Genomic DNA, 26,673 nt, shown 5'->3' with positions numbered 1-26,673 from the left:
AATAATAAATCGGAAATATATTAACAGAAGACAAAAGATAATTATTTTGTTTTTCTTCGTTTCCCCCACCATATATAGAATCCTGTAACAGGTAAACTTAAATAAAACATTTATATTTGTATCCGGAATTGAATAAATCTCCATATAAGTATGCCAAAGGATAAAATAAAAATAATACTAAGGATAGCATTACTAGCTATCTTTATGACTTATGCATGCTGTATAACTCTTTTTACCCATACACACATTGTAAATGGAGTTACAATTGTCCATTCACATCCATATTCGACAGATGCTGAAGGAAATCGCACACACGAACATTCCGGTGTAGAAATACAATTAATACAGGCTTTATCTACATTTTATATCACAGGTTCTATTGTATTAACGATATTATTAGGCTTATTTCAGAGAAAGCGAATAATATTGTATGTGAAGTCTTTCCTGGATATTCCTTCTTTGAGGTTAGAAGGACTTTCGAGATTGCGCCCTCCTCCGGTTTTATAGTTTTTAGGCTTTATTAATTCTCCATGTTTAGTTTCGTCTTTGAATGAAACTAAACTATCTGTCTATATAAAACTATAAAGTAAATTACCCAAATGAAGCATTATATAATAATATTTCTTTGCCATTTAATCATATTAAATATGATGGCGAACTCAACCATGTCAGCAAAAACAGACGCTAATATCATTGGACATGTTATAGATAAAAAAACAAAAGAACATCTTCCTTTTATAACAATCTCATTGAAAGGAACAACGATTGGAACAGTAACAGACGCAACCGGTCATTATTTCCTGAAAAACCTGCCAGAAGGAGCATTTACAATAGAAGCAAAATTTGTAGGCTATCAGACACAATCTTTTGAAGTGGAATTAAAAAGTGGTAAAACACTAGAGATAGACTTCGAACTTGAAGAAAGCAATATCTCACTGAATGAAGTTGTAGTTTCTGCCAACAGAAATGAGACATCACGTCGTTTAGCTCCTACACTAGTCAGCATACTCGATGTGAAAACTTTTGATAGGACCAACTCTTGTACTATTGCAGATGGGTTGGGTTTTCAACCCGGCCTCAGGGTTGAGAATAATTGTCAAAATTGTGGTTTCACTCAGGTACGAATGAATGGATTGGAAGGTGCTTATTCACAGATACTAATAGATTCCCGTCCTGTCTTTAGCGCTTTAGCAGGAGTTTACGGATTGGAACAAATTCCGGCAACAATGGTCGAGCGCGTAGAAGTTGTTAGAGGTGGAGGTTCAGCGTTATTTGGTTCATCAGCTATTGCGGGTACTATTAATATCATTACAAAGGAACCTACCCGAAACACAGCACAATTATCTCATACAATAACTTCTATAGGAGGTAAAAGCGATTTTGACAACAATACAAGTTTTAATGCATCTCTTATATCTGACGATCATCGGATGGGAGTAATGGCATTCGGACAAAAGCGCAACCGTTCGGCATACGACGACAACGATGACGGTTTCTCGGAAGTACCCCATATTGATAGCCGGACATTAGGATTCCGTTCATTTATCAAGACCGGCACATATTCGAAATTTACCTTCGAATATCACAATATGAACGAATTCAGAAGAGGTGGAGACAGACTTCATGATGAACCTCACAATGCATACATAGCAGAACAGGTCGAGTCGAATATAGATGGAGGCAATCTGAAATATGATATGTTTTCTCCTGATAGTAAACATAGATTTAGTATCTATACAGCAGCCCAATCGACAAAACGTAAAAGCTATTATGGTGGAGGGATACCTGTGTTTGAAATTACTTCTGATGAAAATCTGACAGAAACGGAAAAGTTAGACCAAATAGAAAAACGCATGAATTCGTATGGTCAAACTAAAGATATTACTTATTCGATAGGAGGACAGTACTCGTACGATTTCGACAATTTATTATTCATGCCTTCATCTTTAACCGCGGGAATCGAATACACATCGGACGACCTGACCGATAAAAGCGGCTATAGAGATACCCCGATAGAACAGAAAGTAAATACTAAAAGTCTGTTTGCCCAAAATGAGTGGAAAAGCAACCAATGGAGTTTTCTTATTGGAGGACGTATTGATAAGCATAAACTGCTGAAAAATGCCATACTTAGTCCTCGGGCTAATGTACGCTACAATCCTACAAAGGATATAAATATACGGCTCAGCTACGGACAGGGTTTTCGGGCTCCACAATTATTCGATGAAGACTTGCATGTAGATCTGGCAGGCGGAGATGTTATTGTGAGACAACTAGATTCTAATTTAAAAGAAGAAAAATCACACAGCATCAGTGGCTCTATTGATTGGTACCACCAGATAGGAAGTGCAGAACTAAACTTATTAATTGAAGGTTTCTTTACCAAATTGAATAATCCTTTTACATCCGTTTCTCAAGAACAGGCGGATGGTTCGACAATCAAAACCATAGTGAATGCATCAGGCGCTAAAGTGTACGGAATCAATCTGGAAGTCCGAGCGGCATATAGCACATTACTACAACTTCAACTTGGTGGCACAGTACAAAAAAGTCGTTACGATGAGGCACGTAAATGGTCCGGAGAAGAGGATGATAACATAAAGCCTGAAAAAAGGATGATGCGTACGCCTGATGTTTATGGTTACTTCGTGGCTACAGTAACACCTTTCAACAGGTTTAGTTCAAATCTATCGGGGAAATATACGGGTAATATGTTAGTGCCTTATGAAGGAGGCGGTAATAACAACAGAACGGTCAAGACATCTACGTTTTTCGAATTGGGATGGAAGGTTGTTTACGAAATACCATTCTATAAAGGAACTATATTTGAAATAAATGCAGGAATTCAAAACATTTTCAACTCCTATCAGGATGATTTGGATACAGGTCCCGATAGAGTTTCAAGCTACATATACGGACCGGCTATACCCCGAAGTTATTTTGCGGGAGTAAAACTAAGTTTTTAATGAAATAATAAGCATAGGCAAAGGATTGTGTAGAAGAGCAATCCTTTTGTTTTTGGCATAAAATTGAAAATTATTTTACAGAAATATAAACATTCATATAAAAGAGAGTAAGCCTATATAGGCTATCTATCACAAAAAGACATTATCTATCACAACAAGTAGGTATCATTGACATTTCTTTTCATTATTTTTTGTGATTGTACATTCTTTGCCATCACTATACTTTTGTACCCATAAAATAGCATATCACTCTGATTACAGAGTAATATGTCAAAAAAAATAAAACTCATATACAATCTGAATAATATAGCAATAGCATGAAAGCTATAGCATGCGGAGCTTTGCCTATATTTTTCAACAATATTAATAATTTAATACAATAACACTAATATGAAATTAAAACTTAGCATGATTATGATGGCTGTCATCTTATTTATGGCAGCATGTAGCAGTGATGATGATGATCTGGCAACTAATATTGCACAAGATGTTGCAGGCACATATAAAGGTTATACTGTCGCCGACTTTCAATATACTTCAATACCGATGACTACACCTGATCAAAGTATTTCTATAACAGCAAACGAAGATGGTACAAGCAACATTTTTTATGAATCAGACACATGGGGTAAATTCACAATATTGAATGCAACCGTGTCACTTAAAAACAATGTTTATACAATATCGGGTAGTGGAAAAACCGTAATGGCTATGGGTTCTGCTGACCCAAAAGAATATGATTGTAGCATAGAAGGGACTATCAGCAAAGATAAACAAACCGTGTCTTTCTTCTTTGATATTCCTGTGCCAATGGGAGGTATTGAAATAACCTTTACTCAGGGTGATGCTCCAGCAAATATGGTTATAGCCAAAGTTTATACCGGAAGCCTGAATATGACAGTGATGGGATCCGATCAGGGAACCACAGACGATGTTAAAGTTACAATTAAGGCTCAGGATAATGGGAAATCAGAAGTTACGTTAGGCAAATTTGGCGAAGGAGCGATGGGCTTCACCGAGGACATTGTAATAACAGATGTGGAAATTTCTCTCGAAAATGGGGTATATACCATCAAGAAAGAAGGAATAAGCGCACCTAGTAGTACAGCCAACGGGCCAATAACCGTTACCGGAAGCATGGAGGGCACAATAGAAGATAATAATGCAAATATTGTATTCACTCTGAGACCGGGTTCTATGCCTATGGATCTTGTTTGTACTTTCATCGGAAGCAGTAACTAAGAAGAATGAAATATACTCTTTTTTTCAGATTAATAATATTGGGAATGACCTTTACGTCATTCCCTGCCTGCAATGGTATATTAAGCGATATCTATGATGATGCTCCGGAAGACGAAGTTAAAGAATTCGGATTTATAGAAATAGATGAAGCTAATAATTCAGGGACAATCTATATTGATGCCCAAAGTTATACCAAATGGACTTATATAAATTTTCGGGCTCTTTCTGCAGATAGTTTGCATATTGAGAATGGTATGGTTGAACCCGAAGCATGGGACATTGCTATTCATCGGTACGATGCAAAAACAAATGGAGCATCTGTAATAGAAACCGGATTTACAGAATTATCAGCCCTCAAAACCAGCGAAAAAATCCCTGAAGGTACTTATGTCGAAGACATATGGGCAACAAATAAAATAGCTGTTGATATGTCGGGTATGTTGGAAGGAAATATAAAATATGCAGAATCTTTCTACAATACAGAACTCTCAAAATGGTTATTTGTAGACACAAGCACGATGCCTCCGGCATACAATCCGTCAAACAAAGTTTATGTTATAAAACTGAAAGATAATACCATTGTAGCCTTACGTCTCAAGAACTTTATGAATGCGTCTGCTGTAAAGGGGTATATGACCATAGAATACATTTATCCACTCAAATTTTAAATAACCTGAATATGCAAAAAATGCCAGCAGTAATATATCTAATATTTTGCTGTTTCTTAACCTTTCCGGTTTTTGCGCAACGGACTGTTACAGGGACTGTTTTTGATAGTAATAATGAGGTATTACCCGGAGTTTCTGTCGTGTTGAAAGGAAATAATAATATAGCAACTTCATCTGATGTTGATGGGCATTACACATTGTCTTTACCAAATGAAAGCAAAGAATATATTATACAAGTTTCTTTTATAGGATACATACCTCAAGAACAAAAATTAGACTTAAACAGGTCGGATAAAGTAGACTTCTTTCTGAAAGAGCAAAACGTTGATCTGGATATGGTTGTTATTACCGGTACACGCACCCCAAAACTGTTAAAGAACACTCCGATCATAACCAAAGTAATTACCAAAAGTGATATAAAGAAAGTAGATGCCACACATATTGGCGAGCTTCTGCAATCGGAACTTCCCGGAATAGAATTTTCTTATTCGATGAACCAGCAAGTATCGCTCAATATGCAAGGGTTTGGTGGAAATTCAGTTCTTTTTCTTGTTGATGGGGAACGTATTGCCGGCGAAACATTGGATAATATAGATTACAGCCGTCTCAACCTTGATAATGTAGAGCGTGTGGAAATAATAAAAGGAGCTGCCTCAACTCTTTACGGTTCAAGTGCTGTAGGTGGTGTTGTAAATATTATAAGTAAGCCCCTCACTGAAGCGTGGACAGCCAATATCAACAGTCGTTTTTCCGCACATAATGGGCAAAGACATGGTGGGAGTGTAGGTTTCAAGGCAGGACAATTGAGTAGTACTACTAATATACAGCATACAACCGAAGACGGTTATAAAATGAAAAATGATGGTGCTTACAAAGAAGTATTAGGAGGTCGTACATGGAGTTTCAAAGAAAACCTTCAATATACTGTAAACGACCGGATAAAACTGACCGGACGTGCAGGATACTTCTTCAGGGAGAGAGACCCGTATCTGGATAATATGAAGGATAAAGATTCTCCTAATAATAAGAGGGATAGATACCGGGATTTTAGCGGAGGACTAAAAGGAGACTATACTATCAATAAGAAAAATAGTTTGGAACTGGCCTACTCTTTTGACCAATATGATAAGAGTGTATATCTTGTGCCAACAAGTAAAGATACACTGAACTATAGAAATGTGCAGCATACTGTCAGAGGATTGTACAGTCATTCGTTCGATAATAAAAACAACCTGATAATCGGAGGAGATTATATGCGCGATTATCTGATGACTTACCAATTCGAGAATAACGGAAGCCATCGGCAATATGTAGCAGATATCTTTGCTCAGCTCGACCTGAATCCATTGGATAAGCTCAGCCTGATAACCGGATTACGTTATGATTATTTCTCCGAGAATAGCCTTAAGAATTTCTCGACATCAATAGCAGTAATGTACAGAATCGGAAATTGTTCATTACGGGGCTCATATGCCGGAGGGTTTCGTGCACCCAGCCTCAAGGAGATGTATATGAACTTCTTTATGGGGAATCTTTTCAATATCTATGGTAATCCCGAGCTGAAACCCGAACGGAGCCAGAACCTTTCTCTTTCAACCGAATACACCAACAGTTATTATAATTTATCCGTGACCGGGTATTACAATCAGTTCGAAAATCGGATAACAACTGTAACCGATCAGGGTTTGAAAGGAATGGTATATACCAATATTGAGAATGTAGATATTTCAGGATTGGATATTAATGCTTCGGTGAAGTATCCTTGTGGTATCGGTGCCCGTCTGTCTTACAATTACACCCACGAAGATTTCAAAAAAGGACAACCCCGGATAACAGTGACACGCCCTCATACGGCTACAGCACGTATAGAATATGGCAAATCGTGGAAAAATTACGGGTTCAACATTATGCTAAACGGACGTTTTCTCTCGAAAGTCACTTCCGATGAATATGATAGTGGCGACTTGTCGTCGGAAACAGCAAGTGTTTCTTATCCTGCATATACCGTTTGGAAACTCAGCCTCTTACAGAATATCTGGAAAGGAATAGACCTGACACTGGCTGTAGATAACCTGTTCAATTATGTGCCTTCATACTATTACAGCAATTCGCTTTATACAAACGGAACAACATTTTCAGCAGGTGTTTCGATTGATATCGACAAGCTGTTTAAATAACATTTTAATCAAAAAAATATAAATCATATAATAAAAAAGTAACAATGAAAAAAAGTAAATTATTTCTGGCCGTATTATTAGGTATTTTGTGCTTGTCGTCTTGTAGTGATGACGATGACAATGAACAACTTCCGGGAAATGTAAATAAATACGAATTTTTAAATGCGACATCGTATACTGACTGGGTATATTTTTCTTTCGAAAAAGGAAAAATAGTTGACATTACAGATCCTGAAAATGATCTTTCTTGGGACATAGCCTTTCATCGTGGAGATATGCGACTGAATGGAGGTGAGTCCGGAAAAGGTAAAGGTGCTGCTGTCAACACCAACAAAACCGATTGGAATACAGTAACTGAAGCTCCAGCATCAGGTTATATCACAGATAAAATAGGTACAATAACTACTGCATTTACCGGAGACGGAATAGAAGAAGCCGAACAATCGTTCTCACAAACACTTGCAACATGGTTGACAATTGATACTAGCAATCCTCCTCCCGTATATACATATCACAACTGGGTATATGTTATAAAAACAGCTGATGGAAAATATGTAAAACTACAAGTCTATGATTATAAAGATGAGAAAAATAGTCTAGGAGCTTATATTAGTTTTAAATATCAATATAACGAAAGCGGTTCTACTAAATTCGAATAAATCAGATAAGATAAAATTTCATTAAAAGATTACTTCTAAGACTGATTTTTAGGAGTAATCTTTTGCTCGTGATAAAAATTGTATAATGAGAACTATATTTTTATTAACCTTTTTACTTACTTGTTTATGTATCAAGGCGCAAAACTATACTATTTCCGGGAAAATTGTAAATAATAAAAACAAACAGGAATTATCAAATGTAAATATCGGATTGCAAGGTACATTTTACGGTTCCATAACTGATCAGAATGGGAACTTCCGGATACCGGAAATACCGAAAGGAGATTATATCCTTTGTATTTCCGCCGTAGGATACGAATCGCAACGTCAAACACTTTCTATACAGGATAATATTAATGAACTGTTAATAGAAATAACTGAAAAACCGATAGAATTGGATCAGGTTGTAGTTACGGCTAGCCGTACAGAGCGGGATTTGAAAAACATACCCATTGCCGTTCAGGTTATCAGTAGAAAGGCTATCGAGAAAATGCAGGTTTCGAATATGAGGGACTTACTCGAATATGAGTTGCCGGGAATAGACTTTACAAATAACGGAGGATATACCAAAATAAATATGTTGGGCTTTGGTAGCAAATATGTCTTATTCTTAGTCGATGGAGAGCGTATGGCCGGGGAGTCTTTTGATAATATAGATTACAATCGTATAAATACAGAAAATATTGAACGGATAGAAATAGTAAAGGGAGCTTCATCGTCTCTCTACGGTTCGAATGCTGTGGGAGGAGTTATCAATATCATAACAAAGAAGCCATCCTACCTTTTCAATACTCAGGCATCAATACGTTATGGAAGCAATAAAGAACAGAATTACAACCTTTCGGTAAGTTCAAAGCAAAAATGGGGATGGGCAAGCCTTACCGGAGCCTATAAAACACGTGATGTATACCAGTTGGCTGGTTCGAATGTTGCAGGCTATGAAGACTATAGCATAAACCCAAAAGTCTCTTTCAATCTGGGACAAAAACTTGATATAGAAGCCAATGGAGGATATTTCTTCAAGGAAAGAAATCCAGGAGGGATTGATGGTACAAAACTACGTGATCGTTTCTATGATTATACCGGAGGATTGAAAGGTACTTATTCCATATCCAATAAACAGCATATATCCGTTTCCGGAAATTATGATAAATACGATAAATATGACTACTACAAGCGTCTGAAAGAGGAAGAGAAAAAATATGAAAACGAGCAGATGCGTTTTAGTGCATTGTATGATATAATGATAGCCGATAAGCATTCTCTGGTTGCCGGTGTCGAATATTTTACGGAAGACCTGATGACATATATGTTTGAAAGTGAAGGGACAAATGAAAACAGGGATGCACAGACTTATTCCGCATTTGCACAACAAGACTGGGTTTTGAATGATAAAGTAACATTGGTCGGAGGGCTTCGCTACGATTACCATTCACAATTTAAGGGACATCTTACACCCCGTCTTTCTACAATGTATAAACCAAGCGATAAAATTACTTTGCGAGGAGGCTATTCCGGAGGTTTCCGCTCACCTACACTCAAAGAGTTATATACAGACTGGTATCATCCTTATGGAGGAGGTTTTCAGATAAAGGGTAATAAAGACTTAAAAGCTGAGATTAGCAATAATTTCAACTTATCAGCAGAAGGTATTTTCGGAAGGACGTCGGTTACGGCAATGGGACAATATTCGATTATAGACGACCAGATAGACAATGTGTGGTTACATGAGGATACTATTCAGTATTTCAATATGGGGAAAACAAAGATTTTCAGTACCGAGTTATCCGTCTCTCATCGCTTCACTGATAATATACTAGTGAAAGGGTCTTATACCTATGTACATAACGATTTGAAGAAACGCTCGACTACCCGCCCTCATACAGCTACATTACGACTCGATTATACTTCTTCCTTCCTTAAGAAGTATAATCCGACCATATCTTTTAGTGGTAAATATCTCAGTGGCGTAGATATATACCAACTTGGAAATACAGATGAGATTGATGACGAAGCCGGGATCATTACTGAAGAGGAAGATATTAAAACTCATTATGAAGGTTATTCAATATGGAGGCTGACACTTGCACAACCATTACCATTTAATTTCTCATTAAGTGCCGGGATAAATAATTTATTTGACTATAAAGCCAAATCTTACAGCTTTTACTCAAGCGTATCTCCGGGAAGGACTTTTTATATCGGATTGAAATGGAGCCTCAAATAAAAAAGAAGAAATCGAAACGTATGAAGAAATGGCATAAATGGCTCGGACTATTTTTTGCCATATTCATGTTTATGTTTGCATTGTCGGGGATATTCCTCAATCATCGAAGAGCTATTTCATCAGTTGATGTACCACGGTCTGCGCTGGGAAGTACATATAGTTATGATAATTGGAACAAGGGATCGGTAAAAGGAAGTTTTAAATTGTCTGGAGATTCTATACTGCTTTATGGAGGAAACGGTATCTGGTTGACAGACTCTTTACATTCATCTTTTATACCCTTTACTAAAGGTATAAAAAGCGGTGCGGATAACAATATCATCAATAACATAGTAAAAACATCTTCCGGAGAGATATTCAGCGTATCCACTTTTGATATTTACAGGCTTAACCCGGCTTCCGGGGAATGGATAAGCCTTTCCGGCCTGATCGATAGCAGAGAGCGTTTTTCCGATATATGCGTACAGGGAGACTCTCTTGTACTGATGACCCGTTCACACTTCTATGTTTCCACATCTCCATACACTGCTTTCAGCATGATAGAACTTCCGACACCCGAAGGCTATAAAAAAGAAGCTTCGTGGTTTCGCACTTTGTGGACACTGCACAGTGGAGAACTGTTTGGTATGCCTGGTAAAATAATCGTCGACATAATGGGCGTTTTCACTATTATTCTGTGTGTAACAGGTGTTATCCTTACTTTCTGTCCGAAACTGATTAGAAGGATGAAGAAAAAAGGAAAAGAGGCTAAGAAGAACAAAGCTCTATTTAAAACCTCGTTAAAATGGCATAATAAATTAGGCTCATGGTTCTTTGCTATTTTCCTGATTGTTGTAATCTCAGGTATGTTCCTTCGTCCACCACTTCTGATATCTATTATCAGGGGAAAGTCGAAGCCTATACCCGGTACAATGCTGGATAGTGATAATCCTTGGCATGACAAGCTACGCTGCATAAGATACGATACTTTTGAAAATGAATGGATATTCTATTCATCCGATGGTTTTTTCCAAACAAAATCTCTTGATATCGAACCTCGTAAAATGAAAAAATCGCCTCCTGTAAGCATTATGGGAGTAAATGTGCTTAACCAACAGGATAGTATCAATTGGGTTGTAGGTTCTTTTAGCGGAATCTATAGATGGAATAAGCAAACAGGCGAAAGTTTCGATTACTATACGGACAAACCATATCAATCTAAACGGGGAGGGATGCCGACTTTTACAAATTCCGTAGGAGGATATAGTGACGATTTTGCAGATAAAACTATCGTATTCGAATACGGAACAGGAGCAAAAGTTATAGAATCCGGAAAGCAATTTACATCGATGCCTGATTCTTTCCGCAATGCCCGTATGTCTCTCTGGCATTTGTCTCTCGAAGTACATGTAGGACGTATCTACACTTTCCTTCCGGGTATCATAGCTGATCTGTTCGTATTTATATCCGGTATCTTATCATTAATTATATTGATTACAGGATACATAATTTACCGGAAGTATCATAAGAGGAAAAAGAAGAAGAAGAAAAATAAAATATATCATAATGAATAAAAAGAAATTTATATTAATCGCTGTTATTGCCCTTCTTGTAATCGGAGGACTAATAGCATGGAATAAACTAGCCTCCGCAACTAAAATCGCATTGGTTAATTTTCAACAATTCCAGGTTACAAGTATCATCAAAGCAAATAATGACAACTTTGTAAAATATGACATTATATCGTTAGAAGACTTGGACAAACTGAAAAACTATGATTGTGTACTTGCTTTTGGTATGGGACTGGGAATATCGACCGAACAGCGAGAGATTATACAATCTACCTCGGATAAAGGTACTCCGGTGCTAATATATGCAGCAACAAATCCAGATAACAATATCTGTAATATGGATAGTGTGCAGAGAGAAGATATTTCAGCTTACCTTAAGAATGGGAATAAAAAGAATTACCGGAACCTTGCACGATATATCCGTCAGCATATTGACAAGAAATCTTTCTTTGTTACCCCTGCCGATTCCGTATCGGAAAGTGCATCCGACGTGTTTTATCATTTAGATGAAGAGCTTTCTTTCAATACCGTCACTGAATACGAAGAATATCTGAAAAAGAATAATTTTTATAGAGAAGGTGCAGCTAAAATAGCAATTGTCGGAGGAATGAATGATCCGTTCAGCGGGAACAGGGATAATATAGACAGTATGATCGTTTCTTTCCAAAATGCCGGACTAAATGTTTACCCGGTTTCTTCGATGATGAAACGCTTGGATTTCCTGAAGCAAATACAGCCTGATGCCGTTGTTTATTATGCTCATGGTCGTATGGCAATGGGACAAGCCGATGCTGCTGTGGAATGGCTTAAGGAAAGAAATATTCCAATATTCTCTCCCCTGACAATCCTGCAGACAAAAGAAGAATGGATGAAAGATCCTATGGGAATGTTCGGAGGATTCATGTCGCAAAGTATCATTATGCCTGAACTTGACGGAGCAATTTATCCGTATGTGGTAAATGCACAGGAAGTAGATAAAGATGGATTGTATCTCTTTAAGGCAATTCCCGACAGATTAAAAAGTTTTACACAGATCGTTAATAATTTCATTTCCCTGCAAAAGAAAAGTAATGTGGAGAAGAAAATTTCTATTTACTATTTCAAAGGAGCAGGACAAGAAACATTAACAGCACAAGGACTTGAAACAGTACCATCTTTATACAATCTTTTAAAACGACTAAAAGCAGAGGGTTATAAAGTAGAAAATCTGCCTGCAACTGAACAAGAATTTGAAAAACTGTTGATGACGCAAGGTGCCGTATTAAGTACTTATGCAGAAGGGGCTTTCGATGATTACCTGAAAAACGGCAAACCTGCTTTGATTGAGAAGTCGGAATACGAATCGTGGATAAGTCAGTCTATACCTAAAGATCTTTATGCAGACGTTACCAATACTTATGGCGAAGCACCCGGAGCATATATGAGTGTGCACAAAGAGGGAAAAGATTATCTTGCTGTTGCCCGTATCGAACTGGGAAATATCGTCTTGTTACCTCAACCGATGGCTGCACTTGGCGGCGATGCTTTTGCCATTGTTCACGGAGCCAAGTCAGCTCCTCCACATACATATATAGGAGCTTACCTTTGGTCGCAATACGCTTTCAAAGCAGATGCTATGCTACATTTCGGAACACATGGCAGTCTTGAGTTTACTCCACAGAAACAAGTGGCTCTGAACAGTAACGACTGGCCCGACCGATTGGTGGGAACGGTTCCGCATTTCTATTACTATACCATTGGTAATATTGGAGAGAGTATGATGGCTAAACGCCGTTCGTATGCCACCACTATATCCTACCTCACCCCTCCATTTATGGAAAGTGAGACCAGAACGCAATTCAGGGCATTGCAGAATAAAATACAGGATTACTATAAAACGGATGAGGCTGCACAACCTAAAGCATCGCTAGCTGTAAAGAAACTGGCTATCGAAATAGGATTACACCGAGAATTACGACTCGATAGCGTCCTTACTAATCCATATACAACTGCGGATATAGAGCGCATCGAGAACTTTGCCGAAGAAATTGCCAACGAGAAAATGACAGGACAAATGTATACCACAGGAGTCCCTTACGAAATGGCAAAAATACAATCCTCCGTACAAGCAATGAGTGTTGATCCTATAGCTTATAGTTTGGCTGCATTGGATAAACAGCGCGGAAAGATAACAGAGCAACAATTAAAGAGTAAAACATTCTTCACCCAACGTTATCTGGAGCCTGCAAAAGCATTGGTTAATCAGGTATTGAATGGTAAAACTGTTGATAGTCTATTGATCTGTAATGTAGCTGGGATAACTATTAAGGACTTGTCGGAAGCGAAAAAGATACTCACACCTCCTCGCAGAGGGATGGCTGCAATGATGCAATCGTCCGGTTCAGCGAAAGGTGGTAAATCATCAGGTAGTTCGGGTGGAGGTCATCCGTCATGGATTCCTAAGATAGGTAAAAAACCGGACAATGTAGATACCCAAAAGTCGGAAGTTCCTAAACAAATGGAAAAGCCTAAGCAACCGGAATATACTAAGGAACAGAAAGAACGAGCAAGAGCTATTGTGGAGGTAGAACGTACTATTAATAATATAGTAAATTATAAGAATGCTTTGCAACAAAGTCCCGAAATGGAAATAAAATCTATATTAAATGCCTTGTCGGGGGGCTATATAGCTCCATCCTCGGGTGGTGATGCCGTTGCAAATCCGAATGCAGTTCCTACAGGACGCAATCTATATGCTGTTAATGCCGAAGCAACTCCATCGGAAGTAGCATGGGATAAAGGTATGTCACTTGTGAATGCGACGTTGGAGCAATACAAAAAACAACATGGCGATTATCCGAAGAAAGTAAGTTATACCTTCTGGAGTAGTGAGTTTATCGAAAGCGAAGGAGCTACTATCGCACAAGTGCTTTATATGCTCGGTGTAGAACCAGTGCGCGATGCTTTCGGACGTGTATCTGATATCCAATTGATTCCATCCGAAACATTGGGACGTCCTCGCATTGATGTCGTAGTGCAAACGTCGGGACAATTCCGAGACCTTGCGGCATCCCGCCTATCATTAATTACCCGAGCGGTAGAAATGGCTGCATCATCCAAAGATGATAAGTACGAAAATTATGTATCTGCAAGCACAACAGAAGTAGAACGCCAGCTTGTAGAAAAAGGTATTCCTCCTAAGGATGCACGGGAGATGTCGACCCAACGTGTTTTTGGCGGTGTAAACGGCATGTATGGAACGGGCATTCAGGAGATGGTAAAAAGCGGCGACAAGTGGGAAGACGAAAAGGAAATCGCTGAGACCTATATCAATAACATGGGTGCGGTTTATGGAAGTGATAAAGGTTGGGGTGAATATAAAGCCGGATTACTTCGTGCCGTGCTTCACAATACCGATGTAGTGGTACAGCCACGGCAAAGTAATACGTGGGGAGCATTGAGCCTTGACCACGTATTCGAATTTATGGGAGGTATCAATCTTGCTGTACGCGATGTTACAGACAAAGACCCGGACGCATATTTTGCCGATTACCGAAACCGAAACAATGTGAAGATGCAGGATTTGAAAGAAGCGATTGGAGTAGAATCCCGCTCAACAGTATTTAACCCTGCATATATCAAAGAGGTAATGAAGGGTAAAGCATCGAGCGCCGCGCAGGTAACGGAAGTTGTTACAAATACATATGCGTGGAACGTGATGAAACCCGATGTAATTGATAAGGAAATGTGGGATCAGATATACGATGTGTATGTGAAAGACTCCCATAACTTAGGAGTGCAAAAATTCTTTAAAGAACAAAATCCTCAGGCAATGCAGGAAATCACTGCCGTGATGATGGAAACTGCCCGCAAGGGTATGTGGAAAGCTTCGGATCAGCAATTGGCGGATATTGCAAAACTTCATACTGATCTTGTAAAGGAATTTGGTGCCAGCGGTTCCGGATTTGCAGGTTCGAACGCTAAGTTGCAGGATTTCATTGCACAAAAATCGACACCGGAAAATGCAACCGAGTACAAGCAACAAATCCAAAATATGAAAACTGCGGATGCTTCTTCCGAAATTGGCAAAAACGGAACAGTACTAAAGAAAGAAGGTGTTTCACAAGCCGAAAACGGAGAAGAGAGCTCTCTTAATGGGATCATTGTAGTTTCGGTTGTGCTTGTTGCATTCGTTATTCTGCTCGTTATATTGCGTAAGAAAAGAAAGAAATAACTCGAATGTGCCAATATGTCAATCCATTATTCAATTGGCATATTATCAAATTAGCTAAATATATTGATGGAACTTATTATACAAATACTGATGTTGTTTATCTTGATTAACTGTATCCTGAAACTTAGTTTTTGGAAACTGTGGCAGGCGGCAATATTCAGTCTGATATGTGCTGTTTTTATAATTTGGGCATGCCAGTTTGCAATCCTACAATCGAAGACGCAAATTGTAGATTATCTGAAAAACACTAAGATAATGCAGGATGCGGCGGTACTCATTACTATAGAGTCGGCTATCTGCTTTGCATTCTGTTTTGCGGCCCTGCGCGAGATGTTTGGCAAAAAGACAAAAAGATGGATTCAGCCACTGTATTGGTATCCAAGCTTGCTAATCTTTCCCGTCATGTTTTATCTGCTTACACAGATAATATTCGCAATGCCGGGAACTGATTTCACTACTATATCATACCTTCTGGCAGGAGGTGTGCTCGTAGGATTACCGGCATTAAGTTATCTGGTTAGATATCTGTACCCCGAAAAGGAATTGCGGCTGGAAGTTTATTTTCTGGTCAGCCTATTTGTCTGTATTATAGGACTTATCACCACCGTAAATGGCAATGTGACATATGCGGCGGTTGAAGAACCAGTAAATATTAAAGCTCTTGTCTTGTCCTTTATTCTTTTCGCAGGTGCTTTTCTAATAGGCTTTTTATGGAATAAAGTAAAATGGATATTCAGACAGAAAAAAGAACTAAAAAATAAAAATCAACTAAAATAAAATTATAAAATGGAAGTTATTTCGAAAGTATTATTCTGGGTGGCCAATAGCCTGCTTATCCCCGATATTATTATCCTGCTGTTTCTCTTTGCACGTTCGCTTTTACTGATCGGCAGTTTCTATAATCAGTTTATGGTAAAAAGAAAGAATGATAAGGAGTTGAATGATAAGATTAAAGACTTAAGTTCATCATCTATCGAATCATTAAAGGCCGCTTTACCCGAAAAAGATAATTCACTCTTTATAAGATATCTTCGTGATTTGTTAGCTACATCTCCAAGTGAAGCATATTCTGATTTTCTAATTTCCAATTTTGAAAATGAAGCAGAGAAGGATACATCTTTGTCTAAGCTATTAGCCAAGATGGGACCTGTACTCGGGCTGATAGGAACTCTAATTGCTATGAGCCCAGCATTGGTAGGTCTATCCACTGGGGATATTTCGGGGATGGCGTATAATATGCAGGTTGTATTTGCAACTACTGTTGTGGGGCTTGTGGTTAGTGCTGTCGGATTGGTTACGCTTCAGTTTAAACAACGTTGGTACGCACGCGACGTGAACAATCTAGACTATATATCAAGAATATTAATCGAAAAACAGGAGAAACAATGAGACGCAGACAAAGAAGAATAAGCAAATTCTCGAAAGAGGAGGATACCGATCCGCTAAGCGTTATTGTCAACTTGTTCGATGTAGCAATGGTATTTGCCGTAGCGTTAATGGTGGCTATGGTAATACACATGAATATGACTGAAGTTTTTACTCAGGAAGACTACACCATTGTGAAGAACCCGGGAAAAGATAATATGGAGATTATAACAAAAGAAGGAAATAAGATAAATAAATATACTCCCTCGCAGGATCAGTCTTCAACCCAAACGAAAGGGAAGAAAGTTGGTATTGCCTACGAACTGGAGAATGGGGAGATTATATATGTGCCGGAATAGATAAAAAATAATTTCAATAAACTTAAAACCTATAGAAAACTTTGATATCCATTTCGATAATGTATTTTTCCAATATCCATCTACTACACAAAATGCAGTAGATGGTGTGAGTTTTTCAATTCCACAAAGGAAAACTGTCGCATTGGTTGGAGCTTCGGGAAGCGGAAAAACAACTATTGCACGGCTTGTACCTCGATTTTGGGAAGCAAGCCAAGGGCAAGTACTTATCGCGGGAATAAACATGAAGGATATAGACCAAAAGGAGTTGATGAAACATATTTCTTTTGTATTCCAGAATACCAAACTATTTAAGACTACTTTGCTTGAGAATATTAAATATGGCAATCCTGATGCAACTATGGAAGAAGTTGAAAAGGCAATAGATATGGCACAGTGCCGTGAAATAATAGATAAGCAGCCACTTGGATTGAATACAAAAATAGGTACGGAAGGAACCTATCTTTCGGGCGGAGAGCAGCAACGTATCGTACTGGCGCGTGCTATCTTGAAAAATGCGCCCATTGTGGTACTGGATGAAGCAACCGCTTTTGCCGATCCAGAAAATGAACATCTGATACATAAAGCTCTGAGTGAGCTAACAAAGGGAAAAACGGTATTGATGATTGCCCATCGCCTGACAAGCATAACAGATGCCGACAATATTCTGGTGATAGATAAAGTGTAATTTGACATTTGTGATATTGGAGGATGATTGGAAATAACAATAAAGAAAATCTATCTGTCAATCTCCTGTTTTTTTTACTTAGTTGATTATCAAAAAAATATAAACATCTCTGCAAATTGAGAGAATTAGAAAAATTTAAAAAAATACTATAAGTAGCAACTCGAATTAATTGCTAAGAGAAATTCTTTTCTCGGAAATTATGCTGATTAAAAAACTATTTTTATCTTCGTAAAATAGTAATTTGAATCAATGGTAAAATAAAGCAGAGCAAAGAGTTTCGCTCATTTCTAAATCGTTACCCATTGTTTACTTTCTTCTCTTTAATTGCCTGTTATTCAGCGGATAAATTTCAAATCTTCTACTGCTATACCGGACTCAGCTATATCGATGTTTCCAATTTAACTGAAGATAATATACAGGAAGCTTTTGATGGAAACCTATGGGTAATGACAAAACGGAGTAAGACCAATGTAAATGCTAATATCCGTTTACTTGATATACCTAAAGAGATACTAGCTAAATATAAAGGAAGTCAAAAGGATGGAAAATGTCTGCCTACAATTTCTAGCCAAAAGACAAATGAATACCTAAGATATATCCGACTATAAATTATCAGTAATCATCTGAATATCAACTACCCATACATACCAAAGATTGTTGTTCAGGCTCGGGTATGCCGACCCAAATAGCTTATAGAAGTGGCATGTCTAGCCGTAAAACACACAATGAATGTTTAGGTCTATGCCCAGTATCATACTATCCGGCATTATAACTGTATTATGCGGCAAACCTAATGTGACAATCAGATGATGGTTGAGTATATCACAGTTATTATCTATTTCGATTAAGGAAAGCTCGTAGTTTTGCAAAGTCAGTTCATGGCGGGTAATATCATTATTTAATGCCATCCCTTCTTTGTGTTTTGCCTTTATTTGTTTGATTAGCAGATTAGTTTGTTCTATATTTTTCACATATACTTCTCTCTGGTTCATTAGTTTATACAAATCCAGATAATAGCCGGTAAGTAAAAAACGGATATCCATCAAGTCTTTTTCATAACTAAGTTGAGCTACTTGCTCTTGTAATTCTGCCTTTGCTATAGAATTAGATATGGCTCCTCCTGAGAATACAACTTGTGAGGCTTCCAACGCAAAATTATTTCCAAAATGGGGCATTGGCGCACGGGTTATATTGGTTAACTCACGATCCATTATCGTGCCATCGCCCAGATAAGAAAAGGATAAAGAGGCATCGATAGATGGCAACCGCGATGTTTTAGCTACATCGGTAGCCTTTTTCGCAATGTCTATTCCTTTTTGCGAAAGTTTAAGTTGTTTACTGTTTTCCGTAACCAGATGAAATATCTCATCGAGAGTTAGTACCCTATTCATTTTCTCTTGGGCTGATAGGTTGGTAATTGGCAGTAACAGGAATAACGCCAAAACAATCTTTTTGATAGAACTTCTTATTAAAATCATATTATTTATAAATTTTCCTGCTGCAAAGGTCTTTAATTTTTCATGCCAATTTGAGCTCCATTTTTCGCCAAAAGTTGCCATTATTTCCAATAATTGTAGAAATATTGAAAATTATAGGTAGTTTTATGGTTAAAATCAGAACAATAGAAATATGGGATTGGATGATATAATTGAAAGTGCGGTTTTGAGTGATGATGAATTTTTGATAAAACCATTTTTCCTCGAAGCTGATAAGTTAGATTCTCCGTTAAGACTCAGGCACGGTTATGTTTGTATTTGTCGTGAAGGTCGGGCTGAGTTCGTTTTAAATATGAACCATCAATCTGTAATAAAGAATAAACTCTTCATTTTATTCCCTAATGAGATTGTTACTCTTCATAATATCAGTAGTGATTTTTCTTTTCTATTCATAAGGTTGTCTTCTGAATTTATGAGCGAAATACTTTTTCGTTTTCCGCCTTCTTTTGTCGGATTTATAAAAGAAAATTTTTACTTCCAAATGCCAGAGGAAGAGTTTGATTTATTTTATAATGAATTTTTCAGGGTATTAGAATATCGTTATAACGATACATCAAACTTATGTAGAAGGGAGATTATTGCAAACCTGCTAAGGAACTTCTTTCTTGATATTTACAATAAAATTAAAAGGAATGAGCAACTGTCACATTTGGCCCGAAGCCGGAAAAACCTGATTATGGAACAGTTTTGTGAACTTGTGATGAAAAATTTCAAAACGAGCAGGGAAGTGGCATTTTATGCCGACAAATTGTTTATTACGCCCAAATACTTGTCTATGATTTTAAAGGAATTGGATGTTCATAGCCGTACAGCAAAAGAGTGGATAGATAATTATACCATTACCGAAATAAAATTAATGCTTAAATCTTCATCCCTTTCTATTCTGGAAATTTCTAATGAATTAAACTTCCCTAATCTTTCTTTTCTATGTAAGTATTTTAAGAGCCGTACAGGTTTAACCCCTAAAGAATATAGAAGACAAATGAAATGATGGATTTTCCTTGTATAGTTGTTTGTCGCAGGCATTTTAATAACCTAAGACTAAAGATACTCGAAAAACAGCATCAACAGATTACACTATTTAACCTTAAATGGCGACATCTTAACATATACTCTAAAATCTTTAATCATACCCGATTTATTTGCTTCTGCCCGTGGAAGGTATGAAAAGCCTGTGATTTTCCTGTCTTCGCCCAAATCGATTACCAATTGATGAGGATGTTTAGGTTTATCTTTAGAATAATTGGTATGCCAGAAAGTAGATTCCTGTAAGTCGAATACATTGGTCGCTACATTATTGGCATCATCTAGTTCTTCACTATCGGCATAAACTACTTTCCAGTGCTGACGCGATACAGGTTTACCATCTTCTCCTAACAGTTCCAGTTCAGCCATCGATGCGTAATCATCTCCTCCGTGCGAGTTCAATGCTTCGATACAGAAGAAACGGGTATCTATTGTCTTACCAAACTTGATATGCTGCCAACCATTACCCGGTTTGAAAGCCCCTTTGTACACAGGAGTTTCTTCTGTCAGATTCAAATTTTCACCCAGCTTACGGTGTGCGTATGCACCATTGTCTCTCAAAACATCCAATATTGGCATTCTGAGTCCTTCTGTTTCCGGTTTTTCCGGAGAAGCCATATCAAGTACGATAATCTCATTCTCTCCTTTCTTAAGCCAGCATCCCGGCATATATAGTGTTTGCTGGGGGCCTATCTCCCAGAAACGTCCGATGGCATAACCATTTACCCAAACCAGACCTTTACTCCAGTTCATCATGTTGAAAAATGTATCTCCAACCATGTCTAGCGTAAACGTACCCCTGTAATATGCCGGAGACTTCGCGATATTTGGTTCTCGCTTGTATTGCTTATTCTTGGCAAATTCATAATCCACAGGGATATTATATACCTGCCAGTTCTTTAATTCTTTTGTCTCGTTTCTTGTTTGTATCTCCACTTTTTCTGTAATCCCTTTCCAGTCATAGATGCCTTTACCGAAATTCATACGCCCCATAGCTTCTACAAGAATGTCGAGTTGTGCTCCTTCTTTTACAGGAGGAAGTTTTACAGTACTTTCACCTTTCATTCGACTAAGGGTAGCTATTCTTTCTCCATTCAGGAATACCTGTGTCCAGTCGTGGGCTTCGGTTATTATCAAGGTTTGTTCCTCATCAGAAGCTTCGAGCTTTGTCCGGTAAAGGATGCTTCCCCAGCCCTGATCGAAAAACTCCATCGATTGGATTGTTTCACTTTCTTTGGCATCAGGTAAATTGTCAAACAATGGAGCTATTTCGGTCAGTTCAAATGCTGGTATTGCTATTGTCGGTATTGAATCCGGAATTTCAGGCAATGTCTGTCCTTCTGGCAGGTAATTCTTTAACAGATTGCGTACTTCATAATATTTGGGCGTAATGTTCCCCGATTCGCCGATTGGAGCATCATAATCGTAAGATGTACAGGTGGGAGAAAAGTTGGGGAAATTAGCTCCTCCCCAATGCCCGAAGCTGGTTCCACCGTGTGTCATATACAGGCTGAAAGAGATATTGCGGTCGAGCATTTCTTTCATGCCGTTTACCAACGCTTCGGCGCTGCGCGTTTCGTGTTTTGCTCCCCAATGGTCGAACCATCCCGACCAAAATTCGCTACACATGAGCGGAGTATTGGGGCGGAGTTCTTGCAACCGACTGAACTGGTCGTCGATATTGGCTCCTGTGCCGAAATTGATAGTCCACACAAGGTCTTCCAGCGCATTATTTTCAAAGTTGGAGTTCCAGTCGCATTGGAATAAAGGTACATCGGTAAAACCTGCCTCTTTTACTATATCGCGAATGGCTGCAACATATGGCTTGTCTGTACCAAAAGCCCCATATTCGTTTTCGACCTGTACCATGATGATATTGCCACCTTTGGTTATCTGCAAATCGGACAACTGCTTACCGACTTCATTCATAAACAACTTGGTGCGTTCCATATAATACGGGTCTTGCTCACGAAGTTTTATATCTTTCTTTTTCAACAGCCACCAAGGCAACCCTCCCATTTCCCATTCGGCGCAAACATACGGACCCGGGCGGACAATCACATACATATCGTGTTTTTGTGCCAGTTTACAGAAAGCGGAAATGTCTTTTTGTCCCGAGAAGTCATACTTGCCTTCTTCGGGTTCGTGGTAGTTCCAGAAGACATATAGACAGATGGTATTCATACCTAATGCCTTAGCTGCCTGAATACGGTGCTCCCAGTATTCTTTAGGGATACGGGGGTAATGGAGTTCGGCGGCTTTAACGACAAAGGATTCACCGTTCAACAAGAAGGTCTTGTCTCCTACCTCGAAAGTACCTTTAGTTGTGCAACTGTTAAATAAAATAGCAAGAATACCTGCCAGCAAGATAAATTTCTTCATACAACAATCTCATTATTTCACATCTATTTCAATTACTCCAGCTTTAAGTCCTTTGGCCTTTGCCTCAAAAATAATTTTGCCTCCATTCTCTCCCGCTTGTACTATCGATGTCAGCTGTCCGTAAAAAGCCGGCATTTGCGGTAAATGGAATAAATCGAGGCTTGTAGGATCTCCATTTGCTGAAGCTCTGTATCTACCGTTACCTTTTACCGTAAAGGTAATCATTCTTTGATATTCGGGGCAAAGATTTCCATCTTTATCTACAACACGTACATTAATATATGCCAAACCCTTTCCATCAGCCGACAACTGCGTACGATCCGGCACTAATTCTATATGATGAGGTTTGCCAGCTGTACGAACTGTTTTTTCCATTACAGCCACTCCCTGCTCATTATATGCGACTACCTTTACCTCACCCGGCTCATATATTGCATCCATCCACATCAAGCGATAGCGATTGAGCAATGTAGAACTATTCTTAACTTGCTTTCCATAGCTTTTTCCATTGATAAATAATTCTGCCGAAGGATAATTGGTATAAACAAAGACAGGCGTTGTTTGCCCTTCACGACCTTTCCAGTTCCAGTGAGGAAGGATATGTAATGTATTTTCTTTTTTATTCCAAACGCTTCTATACAAGTAATAACGATCTTTAGGAATACTGGCCAGATCGATAATACCAAACATAGAGCTATGGTTTGGCCATGAATCGGTATCGTAAGGAGACGGTTCTCCCAGATAATCAAATCCCGTCCATACAAATTGCCCCATCGTCCAGTCGTGATCGTCAGCTAGGGCAAAATCTTCATCAGGTATATTAGACCATGAGCAATACTCTAGGTCGTACGACGACGATTGATGGTCATCATATACAGCATCGGCTTTCTTCTCTACCGGAAATTTATATACACCGCGGGAACTAACGGTAGATGAAGTTTCAGACCCTAATACAAGATTCTGTGGTAATTTCTCATAAGTTTCCTGATAACGGTGTGCCCGGTAATTTAAGCCCGGCACATCAATCATTGCAGCAAAGCCGTTATTCAACACACATGTAACCTGATCCATACCACAGGTCACAGGACGGGTAGGATCTTCTCGATGACAAATATCTTGTAGAAATGAAGCTACCTTATACCCCTCATCGCTACATTGAGTAGGAACTTCGTTACCGATGCTCCACATCACTACACAGGCATTGTTACGGTAATTGCGAAGCATATTTACCATATCCTTCTCTGCCCATTCGTTAAAAAAGCGATGGTAACCGTTCTTACATTTAGCTATATCCCACTCGTCGAAAGGTTCTATCATCATCATAAAGCCCATTTCGTCACATAGCTCCACCAGTTCGGGAGCAGGCATATTATGTGCCGTACGGATAGCATCACATCCCATATCTTTAAGCATGGTAAGCTGACGGCGTAATGCTGCAACATTGATTGCCGCACCCAAAGGACCTAAATCGTGATGATTACACACTCCCTGAAACTTCCGACGTTCTCCGTTCAGAAAAAATCCTTTGTCAGCAATCAGTTTTATATCCCTGATACCGAAACGGGTAGTATATTCATCTACCAGCTGATTTTTAATATATATTTTTGAGACAGCATTATACAAATAAGGAGCTTCCGGCGACCATAATTGAGGATTGTCCACAAGGAAGTTTTGCTCAAAAGGTTTCCCATGATTGATTTTCTGGGTATTATCCTTCATCGCAACCACCTTATTATTTGTGTCGCGAATTTCGGTTACTATCCTTACATCTTGTCCATTACTGTTTTCAATCTCTGTTTTCAGACTAACCGAAGCATACTCTTTAGAAACAAAGGGTGTTGTAATATATGTTCCCCAAACCGGAACATGGACAGCTTTGGTTATAATAATATGTACATTTCTGTACAATCCTGCACCGGGATACCAACGAGAAGATTCAGGTTTATTCTCGAGACGTACAGCAATTATATTGTTTTTACCGTCAGTATTAAGTAAATCTGTAACATCACAATGAAATGAATTGTAACCGAAAGGCCAGAAGATAGCTTCCTTTCCATTCACATATACCCGTGCTTCGCTCATTGCCCCATCAAATAGAAGTGCCACCCGATTATTTGTCTTCGAGAAGTTATTTATATCAAACTTATTCCTGTACCAGCCTGTACCTATATACGGAAGCCCCCCGGTGCGACCGGTTTTAACGGTTGCGACTGTCTCTCCATTCTGAGTAACGGCAACTTCCTGCAAATCATATTTCCTATCGAAAGGTCCATATATAGCCCAATCGTGAGGAACTGTGACTGTTTCCCAGTTTGCGTCATTATAATTATTATTCTTTGCATCCGAAAAATCGCCTTTACTGAATTTCCAGTTCTTCTCTATCAGAAACTCATTCCGTACAGATTGGGAATAACTCAATCCCGTATACAGAGAAAGTATTATGAAGCAGATCGAATATTTTATATATTTCATATTTAAGCGTTTAAATATATATTTTTATAAAAAAGTAACAAAGGTAACACATCTTTGCTGTTTTCTTCTTATTACTTTTTTCGCCACCGATATTATAATCGATGGCGAAATAGTAATACCTCTTTATAGATAAAGATTATTTAAAAGCATCTAAGGCTACTGTAGGTTTTCCCGATTCATCAAAAGCACCTTTGGTATAACCATTCCAACTACCATACGATTGCGGTTCCCAGTAGAAAACACCCAGACCTTTTCCGTTAGGTACAGCCTTGGTTTTCTCTATCAATGCCGTAAGCATAGATTTTGCTGCTTCAGCCTGGTCCCAGTCCATACCTATTTCGCATATCATTACATCCGAACCGTAACGTTCTATCATGTCCAACATATTGTTGTAGCAGTCGTTAACAAGCGTTTCCCAATTATCTTTAGTAGGATAAAGCGACATACCTATCACATCCCATTTGGCATTATTATTTTTTAAGGCATCGAAACGAGGACGATACATATCATTCCTGTGTCCACGGTCGAAGTGAATAATCACTTTAGCATCAGGAAAAATAGCTTTAGTAGCATCATACCCCGCATTGTTAAGCTCTGCATAATTCTTCACATTTGCAAGCAGGCTACCGTCTTCCCAGAGCATACCATTCATGGTTTCATTGCCTATTTGTACCCATTCGGGAGTAACGCCTATCCCTTTTAATGCAGTAAGGACTTCTGTTGTATGATCAGCCAACGCTGTTTTCAGATTGTCAAAACTAAGGTCTGTCCATGCTGCCGGTTTGGTTTGCTGTCCCGGATCTGCCCAGCTATCACTATAGTGGAAGTCAACCATGATGCGCATACCCAGATTCTTCGCCCTCCATGCTTTTATAAGCATGTCACTGGTGTTGCACCAGCCATCTGCAGGATCAACCCATACCCGTAAACGCACAGAGTTAAAACCGAGATCGCGTAACAGAGCCAGACATTCCATTTCTTCACCATTAGAATTATAGAATTTCTTTCCTACTTTTTCCATTTCGGTGAGCCAACTTACATCTGCTCCCTTTGCAAAACCTGTCATATCGTATTCAATCACAGGTGGATCGGGAAATACGGGCTTATCGTCATCGCTACATGATGTAAATGCAAATAAGGCTATGGCTATTGATAATATAATATATTTCAGTTTCATGGTCATTCT

General features: G+C 38.5%; 16 protein-coding genes and 2 pseudogenes. 14 read left to right on the top strand and 4 right to left on the bottom strand.

Annotation, left to right across the window (positions count from 1 at the left end; all coding sequences use genetic code 11):
• The first annotated feature begins 599 nt into the window (after positions 1 to 599).
• The 13 genes and pseudogenes from D0T57_RS08230 to D0T57_RS15845 form a co-directional block, all read left to right on the top strand.
• Positions 600 to 2,966 carry a TonB-dependent receptor gene (locus D0T57_RS08230; protein WP_163272719.1) on the top strand — a complete coding sequence of 789 codons (2,367 nt, stop codon included), beginning with the start codon at positions 600 to 602 and terminating at the stop codon, positions 2,964 to 2,966.
• Between the two features lie 390 nt (positions 2,967 to 3,356).
• Positions 3,357 to 4,208, top strand: a complete 852-nt coding sequence (locus D0T57_RS08225) for a calycin-like domain-containing protein (RefSeq protein ID WP_163272717.1) — start codon at positions 3,357 to 3,359, stop codon at positions 4,206 to 4,208.
• Between the two features lie 5 nt (positions 4,209 to 4,213).
• Positions 4,214 to 4,876 (top strand): HmuY family protein, encoded by a 663-nt coding sequence (locus D0T57_RS08220; protein ID WP_163272715.1) that lies wholly within the window; start codon positions 4,214 to 4,216, stop codon positions 4,874 to 4,876.
• 11 nt (positions 4,877 to 4,887) lie between these two features.
• Complete coding sequence (locus D0T57_RS08215) at positions 4,888 to 7,053, top strand: TonB-dependent receptor (protein WP_163272713.1); 2,166 nt, start codon at positions 4,888 to 4,890, stop codon at positions 7,051 to 7,053.
• Between the two features lie 44 nt (positions 7,054 to 7,097).
• Positions 7,098 to 7,712, top strand: a complete 615-nt coding sequence (locus D0T57_RS08210; RefSeq protein WP_163272711.1) for an HmuY family protein — start codon at positions 7,098 to 7,100, stop codon at positions 7,710 to 7,712.
• Positions 7,713 to 7,797: 85 nt separating this feature from the next.
• A complete protein-coding gene (locus D0T57_RS08205; protein WP_163272709.1) occupies positions 7,798 to 9,939 on the top strand; it encodes a TonB-dependent receptor in 2,142 nt (713 codons plus the stop codon).
• Positions 9,940 to 9,959: 20 nt separating this feature from the next.
• Positions 9,960 to 11,492 carry a PepSY-associated TM helix domain-containing protein gene (locus D0T57_RS08200; protein ID WP_163272746.1) on the top strand — a complete coding sequence of 511 codons (1,533 nt, stop codon included), beginning with the start codon at positions 9,960 to 9,962 and terminating at the stop codon, positions 11,490 to 11,492.
• On the top strand, positions 11,485 to 15,702 hold the full coding sequence (locus tag D0T57_RS08195) for a cobaltochelatase subunit CobN (RefSeq protein WP_163272707.1): 4,218 nt from the start codon (positions 11,485 to 11,487) through the stop codon (positions 15,700 to 15,702). Before D0T57_RS08200 ends, D0T57_RS08195 begins: the two co-directional genes overlap by 8 nt.
• A 66-nt stretch (positions 15,703 to 15,768) precedes the next feature.
• Positions 15,769 to 16,479, top strand: coding sequence for a hypothetical protein (locus tag D0T57_RS08190; protein ID WP_163272706.1), 711 nt, complete (start codon positions 15,769 to 15,771; stop codon positions 16,477 to 16,479).
• A 9-nt stretch (positions 16,480 to 16,488) separates the two neighbouring features.
• Positions 16,489 to 17,091: a MotA/TolQ/ExbB proton channel family protein gene (locus D0T57_RS08185; RefSeq protein ID WP_163272704.1), complete on the top strand. Its 603-nt coding sequence runs from the start codon at positions 16,489 to 16,491 to the stop codon at positions 17,089 to 17,091.
• Positions 17,088 to 17,426: a DUF2149 domain-containing protein gene (locus D0T57_RS08180; protein ID WP_163272702.1), complete on the top strand. Its 339-nt coding sequence runs from the start codon at positions 17,088 to 17,090 to the stop codon at positions 17,424 to 17,426. Before D0T57_RS08185 ends, D0T57_RS08180 begins: the two co-directional genes overlap by 4 nt.
• 19 nt (positions 17,427 to 17,445) lie before the next feature.
• A pseudogene (locus tag D0T57_RS08175) lies at positions 17,446 to 18,111 on the top strand (ABC transporter ATP-binding protein); the annotation flags it as partial.
• A 341-nt stretch (positions 18,112 to 18,452) separates the two neighbouring features.
• Positions 18,453 to 18,710: pseudogene (locus D0T57_RS15845) on the top strand (site-specific integrase); the annotation flags it as partial.
• Positions 18,711 to 18,818: 108 nt separating this feature from the next.
• On the opposite strand, the gene D0T57_RS08170 reads toward D0T57_RS15845, so the two are convergent.
• The gene (locus tag D0T57_RS08170) at positions 18,819 to 19,502 is read right to left on the bottom strand and encodes a TolC family protein (protein ID WP_163272700.1); all 684 of its coding nucleotides are present in this window, start codon (positions 19,500 to 19,502) and stop codon (positions 18,819 to 18,821) included.
• 238 nt (positions 19,503 to 19,740) lie between these two features.
• Here D0T57_RS08170 and D0T57_RS08165 point away from each other — a divergent pair, with 238 nt between their 5' ends.
• On the top strand, positions 19,741 to 20,598 hold the full coding sequence (locus tag D0T57_RS08165) for a helix-turn-helix domain-containing protein (RefSeq protein ID WP_163272698.1): 858 nt from the start codon (positions 19,741 to 19,743) through the stop codon (positions 20,596 to 20,598).
• Between the two features lie 86 nt (positions 20,599 to 20,684).
• On the opposite strand, the gene D0T57_RS08160 is transcribed toward D0T57_RS08165, so the two are convergent.
• From D0T57_RS08160 to D0T57_RS08150, 3 genes are all read right to left on the bottom strand, one after another.
• Complete coding sequence (locus D0T57_RS08160; protein WP_163272696.1) at positions 20,685 to 23,015, bottom strand: beta-galactosidase; 2,331 nt, start codon at positions 23,013 to 23,015, stop codon at positions 20,685 to 20,687.
• 12 nt (positions 23,016 to 23,027) lie between these two features.
• Positions 23,028 to 25,487, bottom strand: a complete 2,460-nt coding sequence (locus D0T57_RS08155) for a DUF4982 domain-containing protein (protein ID WP_163272694.1) — start codon at positions 25,485 to 25,487, stop codon at positions 23,028 to 23,030.
• Positions 25,488 to 25,623: 136 nt separating this feature from the next.
• Complete coding sequence (locus tag D0T57_RS08150) at positions 25,624 to 26,670, bottom strand: glycosyl hydrolase 53 family protein (protein WP_163272744.1); 1,047 nt, start codon at positions 26,668 to 26,670, stop codon at positions 25,624 to 25,626.
• Positions 26,671 to 26,673 lie beyond the last annotated feature (3 nt).

The organism is Dysgonomonas sp. 511 (assembly GCF_010501105.1).
GTDB lineage: Bacteria > Bacteroidota > Bacteroidia > Bacteroidales > Dysgonomonadaceae > Dysgonomonas.
Note: the sequence above shows the minus strand (reverse complement) of the source record. Positions and strands in the feature narration are given on the sequence as shown.